The following is a 12270-nucleotide window of genomic DNA, read 5'->3' as shown; positions in this document are numbered from 1 at the left end:
CCCGGCCGAAGGCTGGGGGCGGATGCCCGGCGTCGCGCGCCCGGCGGGAATTGTCAGACACGGCCTAGGCCTGGGGAAATCCGGCTGCCCGGGCCCGGGCGGCCGTGCGAGGATCCCCGGCATGAACAGCCCCACCCTCACCGAGCGGCGGTCCCCCTGGGTCGTCTTCACCACCGCCGACGACCCGTGGCCGACTGCCGCGGCGGCCGCTCTCCGGGCCCGGGGCGGCCGCGTCCTGCGGCTGGACGGCCGGGACCTGCTGCGACCCGCCTCGCTGTTCGACGCCTTCGCCCGGGAACTCGGCTTCCCGGGCTACTTCGGCCGCAACTGGGACGCGCTGGTGGACTGCCTGCACGACTGGCACGGCCACGGCGGCGCCACCAGGGACGTCGCGATCGTCGTCGACCATGCCGACGGACTGCTCGGCGCCGAGTTCCTGGGGCTGTTCGTCTCGGTGCTCTGCCAGGCGGCGTGGAACTCCAACCTCCAGCTCGACGCGGACGGCGAACCGCACGGGGAGCCCTGGACGCCCTTCACCCAGCACTTCGTCCTCCTCCTCGACCACACGGCGCCCGCCGCCTTCGCCGACGGGGCGGCGGCCGGCGCGGACGTGGGCGTGGCCCTCACGGACGGCCGCCTGACCGCCACCCTCACCGGTACGCAGTGGTGGCCCGGCGCCGACCCGGTGGAGGCCTTCCCCTGGCCGCCGCCGGAGGGTTGAGCCGGTTGGGGCGCGCGGGCCCCCGGTCCTTGGCCCCGGGGCCCGGCCGGCCGGCGTCCGGGGCCCTGACCACGGCGGGCGCCGGCCCGGCGAATCACCGCAGACAACCCCGCTCCCACCTGGCATGATCAGCGGTCATGCCCACCAGCCACGCCCCCGCTCCCCCGAAGTCCTCCGTCTGTCCGGCCTGCGCCGCCGGGCTCGTCACCCACGAGCGGTACCCGACCTGGTGCCCGGACTGCGAGTGGAACCTGTTGCCGGTGGAGGCCCCCGCCGCCGACCTGACCGCGCGGCAGCGGCGGGCGGCGGAGCGCCGGTGGGAGGCGCAGGCCGACCGGCTGGCCCTGGCCCGGCTGCGGGCCGAGCAGGTGTACGACGCGGTGGCCGCGGGCGCCGGGGCACGGGAGGACCGGACCTGGATCGGCGCGATGGCGCTGGCCGGGTTCGTGCACCTGGTGACGGTGGGTCTGCTGGCCGGCTCGGTGGCGCTGCAGTTCGCCGACAGCTGGCCGCTCCGGGTGGTGGGCTGGCTCGGCCTGGCCCTCGCCTTCGTCCTGCGTCCCCGGTCCGGCAAGGTCCCGGAGGACAGCGGCGTGCTCCGCCGGGCGGCCGCGCCCGCGCTGTACGCGCTGGTCGACCGGGTGGCGGCCGCCGTGGGCACCCGGCCGGTGGACGTGATCCGGGTGACCGACGAGTTCAACGCCTCCTTCGCACGGGTCGGCCTGCGCCGGCGCAGCGTCCTCACCCTCGGCCTGCCCCTCTGGGAGCCGCTCGGCCCGGGGCAGCGCCTCGCCCTGCTCGGCCATGAACTCGGCCACGACGTCAACGGCGACCACCGCAGCGGGCGGTGGCTCGGATCCGCGATCAGCACCCTGTCCGAGTGGTGGTACATCACCCAGCCGGTGCGCTACGACGACCGCGACGGCTCGATGACGAACTCGGTCACGGAGATCGCCGATCTGGGGCAGCGACTCGCCGGCCTGGCGATGGGATGCGTCAACTGGCTGGTCGGGCTGCTGCTCGGCCTGCTGGAGCGGCTCACCACCCGGTCCGGCCAGGGCGCCGAGTACCGCGCCGACGCGATCGCCGCCCGGCTCGCCTCCACGTCCGAGGCCGAGGGGCTGCTGCGGACGCTGCTGCTCGCCGGCAGCGCCTCGACGGTGCAGTCGCGACTGCGCAGCCTGTCCGGGGTGCGGCAGTCCGGCCTCTCGGTCGGGGTCGCCGGGTTCTGGGGTGCGTTCACCGCCGAGCTGGCCTCGGTGCCGCCGCAGGAGACGGAGCGCCTGCTCCGGCTGTCCGTACGGGAGTTGAGCAGCGTCGACAGCACGCATCCGCCGACCCACCTGCGGATCAGGATGCTCGGCCACCGGCCCGTCCCGGCGCCGGCCCTGGTCGTCACCCCGGAGGAGGCCGCCGCGATCGAGGCGGAGCTGGCTCCGCTGCGCCTGCGGATCGCCCGCGAGCTGCTCGCCTGAGCCCCGGCCCCGGCCGGCCCGGCCGATAGGCTTCCGGTGGCGATTCCGGCGGCAAAGGGGGCCGACGATGGACAGGCTGCACACGTACGACACCGAGGTGACCTGGACCGGCGACCGGGGGACGGGCACCAGCGACTACCGCGCGTACGAGCGTTCGCACGAGGTGGCGTCCGAGGGCCGGCCGGTGATCCCCGGCAGTTCGGACCCGTCGTTCCGGGGCGACCCCACCCGGTGGAACCCGGAGCAGATGCTGCTGGCGTCGCTCTCGCAGTGCCATCTGCTGTGGTACCTGCACCTGTGCTCGGTGTCCGGGGTGGTGGTGACGGGGTACGTCGACCGGGCCGTGGGGACGATGGCCGAGACCGCGGCCGACGGGCACTTCACCGAGGCGGTGCTGCGGCCGAGGGTACGGGTCGCGGCCGCCGGGATGGTGGACCGGGCGCTGGCCCTGCACGCGGACGCGCACCGGGCCTGCTTCATCGCCAACTCGGTGAACTTCCCGGTCCGGCACGAACCCGTGGTCGAGGTCGGGCCCGTGCTCGGACCCGAGGCCGAGCGACAGGTCGGGCCCGAGGTCAAGGCCGAGGCCGGGCCCGAGGCGGTCGCCGGGTGACCGGGGAGCCGGTCGCCCGGGCGCTGCTCGCCGCCGGGGTGCTGTTCTTCGACCCGGAAGGCCGGGTCCTGCTGGTGAAGCCGACCTACAAGGACGGCTGGGAGGTGCCGGGCGGGCACGTGCTGCCCGGGGAGGCGCCCACGGCGGCCGCGGTGCGGGAGGTGGCGGAGGAGCTCGGGGTGCCGGCCCGGCTCGGACCGCTGCTGGTGGTGGACTGGGCGCCGATGGGACCGGAGGACCGGGTGCTCTTCCTCTTCGACGGCGGCGTGCCCGACCGGGAGTGGCGGGAGCGGCTGGCGCCGGACGGTGTGGAGATCGCCGAGGCCGCCTTCCACCCGCCGGCCCGGCTGGACGCGTTGCTGCCGGCACGGCTGGCCCGGCGGGTCCGGGCCGCCGTCGTGGCCAGGGCGGCGGGCCGGACGGACCACCTGGAGCACGGCGCCGTCGCTCCTTGAGCCGCCGGCCGGCCCGGCTCCCGTCCCGTCCTGGCCTGGCCTGGCCTGGCCTGGCCGACGGTCGGACGGGCGGCCAGGCGGACGAGCAGTCAGGTGGACGGGCAGTCAGGTGGACGGGCGGCCGCCAGGCGGGCAACACCACCGGCCGGCCTCAGCCCAGGAAGGCCGGCGCCACCGCCGCGTCCAGCAGCCGGGTGGCCGTACCGCCGCCGTCGGCCGGGACGGTCCACAGATCGGCGCCGAAGTCGCCGGGCAGGGCGTAGACCAGGGTGGAGCGGTCCGACCAGACCGCCTGGTCGTCGATGCTGCGCTGCTCGGCGGTCGCGGTCTCCGTCATAGTGGCCAGGTCCAGGACGTACAGCCGCCAGGGCGCGTCGGCGTCGGCGCCGGCCACCCGCTTCTTGTAGGCGATCCTGGTGCCGTCGGGCGACAGGGACGGGCACTCGACGTTCTGGTGCAGGGTGGTGAGGGTACGGGCGGCCAGGTCACCGCGGACCAGGTAGGTCTGCCCGGCGGTCGCCAGGGTGGCGTAGAAGGTGCCGTCGTCGGCGAAGGTGACGCCCCAGATGTTGACGTCGTGCGCCTGGTAGGGGTGCCCGTCCTTGATCACCGCGAAGGTCTCCAGGTTGTCCTGGAGGTTCCAGTCGCGGGTGTCGACGATCGAGGTCCGGGTCGAGAAGTCGGTACCGGCGTAGGAGTCCCCGCTGACGAAGACCGTCCAGGCGGCGAGACGGCCTGAGGGCGAGACCCGGGCCCGGGTCGGGATGCCGGCCACCGGGAAGTGCCGCAGCTCGTGCAGCCGGTCGTCCAGCACCACCGCCCGGTAGGTGTCCTGCAACGCGCCGCGCTCGGCCTGCAGGCAGACGCCGGTGCCGGCCGCCGCGTGGAAGCGCAGGCACTGCAGGCCGGAGGCGGTCCGCACGCCGTCGGGGTGGTCCGCGGGGACGCTGACCACCTCGTCGTGGTGCGGCCCCCAGGCCATGTTGCGGAAGACCAGCTGCCGTCCCGCCGCGGGGGCGTCGAGCCGGACCGCGCCGGGGGCGACGGACGGGCCGCCGGGCTGCGCCTGGTCGCGGCGGGCCGAGCGGTCGGCCGCGACGAACACCGCGCCGGCGCCGATCGAGCCGAGCGCCAGCACGGCGACCAGCAGGATCGTCACGCGGGTGGCCTGCGAACCGCGTCGCGGGGGCTGGGGTTCGGTCACGAAGGCACCTCGGAGGGATCGCGGGGTTCACGCAGGACGTAGGCGGCGCCGGCCACGCAGAGCGCCAGGGCGCCGGCCGACCAGGCGAGCGCCGTGGTGCCGCCGGCCGCGCTCCAGGCCGCGCCGAAGGCCAGCGAGCAGGCGAACCTGGCCAGCGCCTGCCCGGTGCCGACCAGGGCCAGGCCGGCCCCGCGCTGCCCCTCCGGCACGGCGTCGGCGGCGGCCGCCGCCAGCACCCCGTCCGTGGAGGCGTAGAAGGCACCGTGCAGCAGCAGCACGCAGACCGCCACGGCGTCGCCGGACACCGGGCCGAGCAGCAGGCCGTACGCCAGCAGCAGCAGGCCGTGGCCCGCCAGGAAGAGCCGCCGGCGGCCGATCCGGTCGGCGAGGGCGCCGAGCGGGACGGCGAGCAGCAGGAAGGCCGCGGCGGTGCCGAGCGGCAGCAGCGGGAACCACTGGGCGGAGAGGCCGAGCCGGCGCTGCAGCAGCAGGTAGAGGAAGGAGTCGCTGACGGTGGTCAGGCCGAGCAGCACCGCGCAGACCGTCAGCCGGCGCAGCGCGGGCAGCCGCAGCAGGGCGACGGCGTCGCGCAGCGAGGCGGGGGCGGGCGACGGGGCCCGCTCGCCCCGCTGCCGGCCCGGCACGAAGAGCAGCAGCACCAGGACGCCGAGCGCGGCGACGCAGCCGCTGACCGCGAACACCGCGTCGTAGCCGCCCTTCTCGCCGCCGTCGGCGAGCAGCGGCCCGCCGGCCAGGCGCAGCACCGCGAACGCGACCAGCGGGCCGAGCAGGGCGCCGGCCGTGTCCATCGCGCGGTGCACGCCGAAGGCCCGGCCGCGGTGCTCGGGTTCGGTGGCGAGCGAGATCATCGCGTCCCGGGGGGCGGTCCGCAGGCCCTTGCCGGTGCGGTCGACGGCGATCACGGCGCCGATCAGCGGCACGGTGTGGGCGAGCAGCAGCAGCGGTTTGCAGAGCGCGGAGAGCCCGTAGCCGACGGCCGCGACCGTCTTGTGGCCGCTCCGGCCGCGGTCGGCGAGGTGCCCGCCGGCCAGCCGGACGAGGGCGCCGACACCGTTGTTGAGGCCGTCCAGGACGCCGAAGCCGAGCGGGGACAGGCCGAGTCCGGTGAGCAGGTAGAGCGGCAGGACGGCGCTGACCATCTCCGAGGAGACGTCGGTGATCAGGCTGACCGCGCCCAGGGCGAGCACCGTGCCGGGGACGGCGGCCGCCCGCCGCCCCGGGCGGGTGCCCGGGGCGGCGGCGGCGGAGGCCGGCGCGGTGGTGCCGCGGCGATCCGCGAGGTACACGGCCGTCAGTTCCAGATGCCGGTGATGTCGGCGGCGGTGGCGGCGTTGCCGGCGTGGCTGGTGAGACCGGCGAGGTCCTCCAGCGTCCGCAGCACGTTGTAGTGGTTGTAGGTGGTGGCGGAGCTGCTGCCCGGCGTCACGTGCTCGCCGTACAGGACGGTCGGGATCTTGTTGCCGGACAGCTTGTTGTCCTCGTCGAAGGTGACGACCAGGATGCTGTTGTGGGTCTTGGCCCAGGTGGCGTACGCGCCGAGGTTGTTCTTGATCCAGGTGTCCCCGGTGCCGACCGAGCAGTCGTGCATGTCGCTGCACAGGTTCGGGACGACGAAGGAGACCTTCGGCAGGGTGGTGTAGTCGGTCGGGAACTGCGCGAAGGTGTACGCGGTGTTGGTCGGCACGTTGCTGAAGCCGAACCACGGGTTGTGCTTCTGCGCGTACTTGCCGCTGGAGCAGACCGTCGAGCCCTGGCTCGGCAGCGTCTCGTTGTAGCTCGCCCAGGTCTTGCCGGCGGCGATCAGCTCGGACGCCAGGTTCGGCTTGTTGATCGAGCCGACGCCCACACAGCTGTCGTCGGTGCGGCCCTGGTTGCTGCCGGAGAACAGCATGTAGTAGTTGGGCTCGCTGGGGTGGGTCAGCCCGTACGAGTTGGTGAGGCTGGCGCCGCCGGCCTTGAGGGTGTTGTTGATGTACGGCGCGCTGGAGCTGCCGATCACCTGGGAGTAGGCGTGGTTCTCCATCACCACGACGATCACGTGGTCGGGGGTGGGGAGACCGACCGCGGCCTGGGCCGAGGTGCCGGTGGCGGCCCAGATGCCGAGCGAGCCGGCCACCAGGCCGAAGCCGGCGGCGAGGGCGGTGAGGGGACGACGGGGGCGCTTGCTGTTCCGAGCGAAGGGCATGGTGACCTCCGTGCACAGGGGGAATGGGGGCGGAGCGCCGTAACCCTAGGGTCGGCCCGGTGACGCGTACGGCACAAGGGACATGAAGAAAAGGCGAACAACGGCCGCCCCGGGACGACACCTTCCGCGGTCACCCGGCGGCGCAGGTCACAGCCGTCCCGATTGACCGCCCCCGTACCACCGTGGTGGGATTTCGGGGCCGCACAGCGGTGACCGGACGGGAGGAGCCACGCATGACCGGTCCGGCCCCCGTCGGCGCCGCGGGCCGTCCGCCGGCCGCCGAACCGCCCGCCCCACCCACCGGACCGCCCGCCGACTCGTACGCCCCGGCGCGCCCGGCCGCTCCGGCGCACCCGCCCGCGCCGGGCAGCACCGGCCGGGCGCCGGGCGCGGACGGTCCCGGGGCCCCTCCCCCGGCGCGGGTCCTGGTGGTCGGGGTCGGCGCCGGCCGCACCGCCGGCGAGCAGGAGGTCAGCGCGCTGGTCCTGGCGGCCCTGGCGGAGACCGGTCTGTCCCCGCACGCGGTCGCGCGGATCTCCACCCTGGAGAGCCGGACGGAGCACCCCGCGATCCGCCGGGCGGCCCGGGTGCTGGGCGTCCCGGTGGTGGGCCACTCCGCCGCGGAGCTGGCCGCCGTACGGGTACCGCACCCCTCGCGGACGGCGGAGCTGGCGGTCGGCACCCCGAGCGTCGCCGAGGCCGCCGCCCTGCTGGACGCACCGGGCGGTGAACTCGTCGTCCCCAAGAGGAAGTCCGCGGCGGCCACGGTCGCGGTGGCCCGCCCGGCGGCGCCCGGCCCGGATGCGGCGCCCGACCTGGACGCGGCCGAGGTGCCCGCGCCCGGTTCCCGCGCGCCCGGCTGACCGCCCCCGGCCCGACCGCCCGACCGAACCAGCAGGAGCACCACTGTGATCAGCACCACCGACCAGCAGGCCGGCACCGCCCCGGGCACCGCGCCCGCCGGGCTGCCCGGCTCCGCGCCCGCCGGCGTGCCGGAGGCCGGGCCGGAGGCCGGGCCGGACCTGCGGCACCACGGTGACGCCGAGGTCCGCGCCCCCGGGCTGGTCGACCTCGCCGTCAACGTCCGCACCGGCACCCCGCCGGCCTGGCTGCGCGAGCACCTCGCCGCGACCCTCGCCGGACTCGCCGCCTACCCCGAGCAGAGCGCCGCCCGCGCCGCCGTCGCCGCCCGGCACGGCCGGCCCGAGGACGAGGTGCTGCTGACCGCGGGCGCGGCCGAGGCCTTCGTCCTGCTCGCCCGCGTTCTGAGGCCTCGTCAGGCCGTGGTCGTGCACCCGCAGTTCACCGAACCGGAGGCCGCCCTGCGGGACGCCGGGCACCAGGTCGGACGGGTCGTGCTGACGCCCGCGGACGGGTTCCGGCTCGACCCCCGCGCCGTCCCGGACGGCGCCGACCTGGTGGTGGTCGGGAACCCCACCAACCCGACCTCCGTCCTGCACCCCGCCGCGGCCCTCACCGCCCTGGCCAGGCCCGGCCGCACCCTGGTCGTGGACGAGGCCTTCATCGACACCGTCCCCGGCGAGCACGAGTCCCTGGCCGCCCTGCGAGGCCTGCCCGGCCAGGTCGTCGTGCTGCGCAGTCTCACCAAGACCTGGGGCCTGGCCGGCCTGCGGATCGGCTACGTGCTCGGGCCCGCCCCGCTGATCGCCGCGCTCTCCGCCGCCCAGCCGCTCTGGCCGGTCTCCACCCCCGCCCTGGCGGCGGCCGAGGCCTGCAGCACCCCCGCCGCCCTGGCCGAGGCCGAACGGGCCGCCGCCGGCACGGCCCTGCACCGCGCCCACCTGCTGAAGGGCCTGGCCGCCCTCCCCGGCGTCCGGGTGCACGGCGAACCGGCCGCCTCCTTCGTCCTGGTCGAACTGCCCGGCGCGGCCGCCGTCCGGCTCCGGCTGCGCGACGCCGGCTTCGCCGTCCGCCGCGGCGACACCTTCCCCGGCCTCGGCCCGGACTGGCTGCGGATCGCCGTCCGCGACGAGGGGACGACGGACCGGTTCCTGGCGGCCCTGGCGGGCCTGCTCGACTGATCCGGGCCACCCGCCGCCCGGGCGGCACCGGTCAGGCCCGCACCGGTCAGGCCCGCACCGGTCAGGCCTTCGCATCGGTCAGGCCTTCAGGGCCGCCGCCCAGCCGGCCAGGGTGGCGAAGTCGGCCGGGAGCAGGCCGGTCCGGGCGTCGATCCGCAGGGTCAGGGCCGGCCCGGGGTGGTGGGCGGCGATCCACTCGGTGTCCTGCGGGCCGAGTTCGTCGTCCACCCGGGCGAAGGGGCGCCCGGCGGCCCAGGCGGTCAGCCGGCGGGTCTTCCAGTGCAGGCCGTCCGGGTCCTCCTGATGGAGCTGCGGCCAGGCGATGTACGGCAGGCGGGGCAGACCGAGCAGCGGGGCGAGCCAGGTGTTGGCCTCGTCCGTCCAGGTGGTCGCCCAGACCAGTTCATAGGGCAGCGCGAGCAGTTCGGGGCCGTGCCCGGGATTGAGCCGGACCCGCAGCGGCCGCACGTACTCGGCCGGCCGCTGCGGATGCCGGGCCACCCAGGAGTCCGGCTTGATCCGGTGCGTGCGGTAGCCCGCCGGACGGCGGTGCGGCTTGGCCGCGTACGGGTTGAGCGGGCCGTCCACGTCGAGGAGCAGCAGCGGCGCGGGCGGCGGGGTCATGCCCGCCGTCCTCGCCCGGCGGCCGGTCCACGGACAAGGGAGCCGGGAGCCGGGAACAAGGGGCCGGAAGCGGGCAGCACCGACCGCCGGCCCCGGGCCGCGGCAGCGGGCAGCACCGACCGCCGGCCCCGGGCCGCGGCAGCGGGGGCGGTGTCAGGGCCGCTGCCACAGCTTGCGCTCCGCCAGCAGCGGCAGCACCCCCTCGCCGAACCAGTAGGCCTCCTCCAGGTGCGGCATGCCGGACAGGATGAACTCCTCGATGCCCAGGGCGTGGTACTCCTCGACGAGGGCCGCCACCTCCCGGTGGCTGCCCACCATCGCGGTGCCGGCGCCGCCCCGGATCAGGCCGATGCCGGCCCACAGGCCGGGGTGGATCTCCAGCCGCTCGGCGGACCCGCCGTGCAGTTCCAGCATCCGCCGCTGGCCCTCCGACTCGCTGCGGGCCAGGGCCCGTTGGGTCTCCCGGATCCGGTACGGGTCCATCCCGGCGAGCAGCCGGTCGGCCTCGGCCCAGGCCTGTGCCGAGGTGTCCCGGGCGATCACGTGCAGCCGGATGCCGAACCGCGGCGCGCGCCCGTGCGCGGCGGCCAGCCCGCGGATCCACGCGATCTTCTCCGCGACCTGGGCGGGCGGTTCGCCCCAGGTGAGGTAGACGTCGGCGTGCCGGGCGGCGACCTCGCCCGCCGCCGGCGAGGAGCCGCCGAAGTACACCTCCGGGACGGGGTCCGGCAGCCGGTGCAACTTCGCCCGCTCCACCCGCAGATGGGGGCCGTGGTGGTCGACGGTCTCGCCCGCCCAGAGCCGCCGCGAGATGTCCAGGAACTCGCCGGCCCGGGCGTACCGGGCGTTCTTGTCGAGGAAGTCCCCGTACGCGCGCTGTTCGGCGGACTCCCCGCCGGTGACCACGTTGAGCAGCAGCCGGCCGCCGGACTGGCGCTGGTAGGTGGCCGCCATCTGGGCGGACAGCGTCGGGCTGACCTGGCCGGGGCGGAACGCCACCAGGTACTTCAGCCGCTCGGTCACCTGGGTGAGCATCGCGGTGGTCAGCCAGGCGTCCTCGCACCAGGCGCCGGTCGGGGTCAGCACCGCCTCGAAGCCCAACTGCTCGGCGCTGCGGGCGACCTGCCCCAGGTAGGCGATGCTCGGCGGCCGGTCGGAGCCGGCCGCACCGGGGGTCGAGCCGTGGCCGCCGCCGACGACGTGACGACTGTCACCGTTGGTGGGGAGGAACCAGTGGAAGGCGAGGGACATGCGCGTACTCCTGACCGGGGGCGGCCGGCACTGCCGGGCGCTGCCTGCGGAACCTGCGGGTGACGGAGGTGGCGGGTCAGCCGCGACAGGTGGCACCGGCCAGCCGGCACAGGTCGACGTGCAGACGTCGGACCAGGCGGTTGGCGGGAGCGGCGGTCATGAGGAGGATTATCCGTGGACGGATCGCCCCGGATCAAGGGCGGGGGCCCGGCAGCTCGTTCCGGGGGCCCGGCCGGGCGGAACGACGGACGCCCGCCGTCCCCCTCGCGGGGGCGGCGGGCGTCACGTCGCAGCGGACGAACAGAGCCTCAGGCTCAGATCTGGCCGGCCTTCTCCAGCGCCGAGCAGCAGGTGTTGACCATGAGGCGGGTCACCACGTACGGGTCGACGTTGGCGTTCGGGCGACGGTCCTCGATGTAGCCCTTCTGGTCGACCTCGACCTGCCACGGGATGCGGACCGAGGCGCCGCGGTTGGAGACGCCGTAGCTGTAGACGTTCCACGGGGCGGTCTCGTGCTTGCCCGTCAGGCGGGACTCGATCTCGGCACCGTACTGGGTGACGTGCTCAAGGACCTTCTCCTGCGAGGCGCCGAGCGACTCGCAGGCGGTGATGATGGCGTCGTAGCCCTCACGCATCGCCTTGGTGGAGAAGTTGGTGTGCGCGCCGGCGCCGTTCCAGTCGCCACGGGCGGGCTTGGCGTCGAGGGTGGCGTCGATGCCGAACTCCTCGGCGGTGCGGTAGAGCAGGTAGCGGGCGACCCACATGTGGTCGGAGACGGTCAGCGCGTCGACCGGGCCGATCTGGAACTCCCACTGGCCGGGCATGACCTCGGCGTTGATGCCGCAGATCGCGAGGCCGGCCGCGAGGCAGCGGTCGAGGTGCAGCTCGACGATCTCGCGACCGAAGACCTCCTCGGCGCCGACGCCGCAGTAGTAGCCGCCCTGCGGGGCCGGGAAGCCGCCCTCGGGGAAGCCGAGCGGGCGCGAGCCCTTGAAGAAGGTGTACTCCTGCTCGATGCCGAAGATCGACTCCTGAGCGGCGAACTGCTCGGCGATCGGGCGCAGCAGGGCGCGGGTGTTCGAGACGTGCGGCGTACCGTCGATCTCGTTGACCTCGCACAGGACGAGGATGTTGTCGCCGCCACGGATCGGGTCCGGGAAGGTCGCGACCGGCTCAAGAACGCGGTCCGACGCGTGACCCTCGGCCTGGTTGGTGGACGAGCCGTCGAAGCCCCAGGTGGGGATCTTGTCCGCGTTGGCCAGGATCCGAGTCTTGGAGCGGAGCTTGGCGGTCGGCTGCGTGCCGTCGATCCAGATGTACTCGGCCTTGATTGCCACGGCGGTGAACCTCGCAAACTGAGTGGTGGGTGCCCGCGTAGCGTCGCAAGCCGCCGTTTCCCGGTTGTTCCTCCTATGTGACGCCCATGTAAACCAACTGTCCGCACCGGCCCTGTCACGCTCCGGGAGTGCCGCCGGTGTCACCCCCGGAGCGTCCGGGTGCCCCTCGGAACGGGGTGGCCACGCGCCGGGGGCGGGGCGGCCGCCCGGCCGGGGTGACGGCCGGGACGCGCCCTTCTCCGGGCACGCCCCTCCTCCCCTCTGTACGCAGCCGCAGCGCTCACCGGAACAGGACGCGCGCGCCGGCCGCCCGCGCTCCCCTCCACCGCCCCGCGCCCCCGC

At 75.4% G+C, this 12270-nt stretch carries 13 protein-coding genes; 6 read left to right on the top strand and 7 right to left on the bottom strand.

Annotated elements, in window-relative coordinates; genetic code table 11:
• Nucleotides 1-121: 121 nt before the first annotated feature.
• The 4 genes from IE329_RS33550 to IE329_RS33535 all read left to right on the top strand — a co-directional run bounded on the left by IE329_RS33550 (nucleotide 122) and on the right by IE329_RS33535 (nucleotide 3264).
• Nucleotides 122-721: a barstar family protein gene (locus IE329_RS33550; protein ID WP_190214813.1), complete on the top strand. Its 600-nt coding sequence runs from the start codon at nucleotides 122-124 to the stop codon at nucleotides 719-721.
• Nucleotides 722-858: 137 nt separating this feature from the next.
• Nucleotides 859-2196, top strand: a complete 1338-nt coding sequence (locus IE329_RS33545; RefSeq protein ID WP_190214812.1) for a M48 family metallopeptidase — start codon at nucleotides 859-861, stop codon at nucleotides 2194-2196.
• A gap of 67 nt (nucleotides 2197-2263) precedes the next feature.
• Nucleotides 2264-2809, top strand: coding sequence for an OsmC family protein (locus tag IE329_RS33540; RefSeq protein ID WP_190214811.1), 546 nt, complete (start codon nucleotides 2264-2266; stop codon nucleotides 2807-2809).
• On the top strand, nucleotides 2806-3264 hold the full coding sequence (locus IE329_RS33535; RefSeq protein ID WP_190214810.1) for an NUDIX domain-containing protein: 459 nt from the start codon (nucleotides 2806-2808) through the stop codon (nucleotides 3262-3264). The genes IE329_RS33540 and IE329_RS33535 overlap by 4 nt, the downstream gene beginning before the upstream one ends.
• A gap of 151 nt (nucleotides 3265-3415) precedes the next feature.
• Here IE329_RS33535 and IE329_RS33530 read toward each other — a convergent pair whose 3' ends face one another.
• From IE329_RS33530 to IE329_RS33520, 3 genes are read right to left on the bottom strand one after another with little or no spacing between them, the layout of a single operon-like run.
• A complete protein-coding gene (locus IE329_RS33530) occupies nucleotides 3416-4468 on the bottom strand; it encodes a TolB family protein (protein ID WP_190214809.1) in 1053 nt (350 codons plus the stop codon).
• A complete protein-coding gene (locus tag IE329_RS33525) occupies nucleotides 4465-5775 on the bottom strand; it encodes an MFS transporter (RefSeq protein ID WP_190214808.1) in 1311 nt (436 codons plus the stop codon). The genes IE329_RS33530 and IE329_RS33525 overlap by 4 nt, the downstream gene beginning before the upstream one ends.
• A gap of 5 nt (nucleotides 5776-5780) precedes the next feature.
• Nucleotides 5781-6674, bottom strand: a complete 894-nt coding sequence (locus IE329_RS33520) for an alkaline phosphatase family protein (protein ID WP_190214807.1) — start codon at nucleotides 6672-6674, stop codon at nucleotides 5781-5783.
• A gap of 233 nt (nucleotides 6675-6907) precedes the next feature.
• Between IE329_RS33520 and IE329_RS41915 the strand changes: the two genes are divergently transcribed.
• Entirely contained in the window at nucleotides 6908-7537 is a 630-nt protein-coding gene (locus IE329_RS41915) for a cobalamin biosynthesis protein (protein WP_308438425.1), read from the top strand.
• Nucleotides 7538-7585: 48 nt separating this feature from the next.
• Nucleotides 7586-8716: an Rv2231c family pyridoxal phosphate-dependent protein CobC gene (gene cobC / locus IE329_RS33515; protein WP_373311380.1), complete on the top strand. Its 1131-nt coding sequence runs from the start codon at nucleotides 7586-7588 to the stop codon at nucleotides 8714-8716.
• A 78-nt stretch (nucleotides 8717-8794) separates the two neighbouring features.
• On the opposite strand, the gene IE329_RS33510 is transcribed toward cobC, so the two are convergent.
• The 4 genes from IE329_RS33510 to glnII all read right to left on the bottom strand — a co-directional run bounded on the left by IE329_RS33510 (nucleotide 8795) and on the right by glnII (nucleotide 11928).
• Nucleotides 8795-9340, bottom strand: a complete 546-nt coding sequence (locus tag IE329_RS33510) for a hypothetical protein (RefSeq protein WP_190214806.1) — start codon at nucleotides 9338-9340, stop codon at nucleotides 8795-8797.
• A 153-nt stretch (nucleotides 9341-9493) separates the two neighbouring features.
• Nucleotides 9494-10591: an LLM class flavin-dependent oxidoreductase gene (locus IE329_RS33505; RefSeq protein ID WP_190214805.1), complete on the bottom strand. Its 1098-nt coding sequence runs from the start codon at nucleotides 10589-10591 to the stop codon at nucleotides 9494-9496.
• A 76-nt stretch (nucleotides 10592-10667) separates the two neighbouring features.
• Nucleotides 10668-10751: a putative leader peptide gene (locus IE329_RS42120; protein ID WP_355651918.1), complete on the bottom strand. Its 84-nt coding sequence runs from the start codon at nucleotides 10749-10751 to the stop codon at nucleotides 10668-10670.
• Between the two features lie 154 nt (nucleotides 10752-10905).
• Nucleotides 10906-11928, bottom strand: a complete 1023-nt coding sequence (glnII, locus tag IE329_RS33500) for a glutamine synthetase (protein WP_190214804.1) — start codon at nucleotides 11926-11928, stop codon at nucleotides 10906-10908.
• Between the last annotated feature and the right edge of the window lie 342 nt (nucleotides 11929-12270).

It is taken from the genome of Kitasatospora indigofera (assembly GCF_014655955.1).
GTDB lineage: Bacteria > Actinomycetota > Actinomycetes > Streptomycetales > Streptomycetaceae > Kitasatospora > Kitasatospora indigofera.
Note: the sequence above shows the minus strand (reverse complement) of the source record. Positions and strands in the feature narration are given on the sequence as shown.

Bases quoted from the DNA above. Each gene is read 5' to 3' on its own strand.
- IE329_RS33505 (WP_190214805.1), bottom strand. From the start codon at position 10,591: ATGTCCCTCGCCTTCCACTGGTTCCTCCCCACCAACGGTGACAGTCGT.
- IE329_RS33520 (WP_190214807.1), bottom strand. From the start codon at position 6,674: ATGCCCTTCGCTCGGAACAGCAAGCGCCCCCGTCGTCCCCTCACCGCC.
- IE329_RS33540 (WP_190214811.1), top strand. From the start codon at position 2,264: ATGGACAGGCTGCACACGTACGACACCGAGGTGACCTGGACCGGCGAC.
- IE329_RS42120 (WP_355651918.1), bottom strand. From the start codon at position 10,751: ATGACCGCCGCTCCCGCCAACCGCCTGGTCCGACGTCTGCACGTCGAC.
- IE329_RS33550 (WP_190214813.1), top strand. From the start codon at position 122: ATGAACAGCCCCACCCTCACCGAGCGGCGGTCCCCCTGGGTCGTCTTC.
- IE329_RS33545 (WP_190214812.1), top strand. From the start codon at position 859: ATGCCCACCAGCCACGCCCCCGCTCCCCCGAAGTCCTCCGTCTGTCCG.
- IE329_RS33510 (WP_190214806.1), bottom strand. From the start codon at position 9,340: ATGACCCCGCCGCCCGCGCCGCTGCTGCTCCTCGACGTGGACGGCCCG.
- IE329_RS41915 (WP_308438425.1), top strand. From the start codon at position 6,908: ATGACCGGTCCGGCCCCCGTCGGCGCCGCGGGCCGTCCGCCGGCCGCC.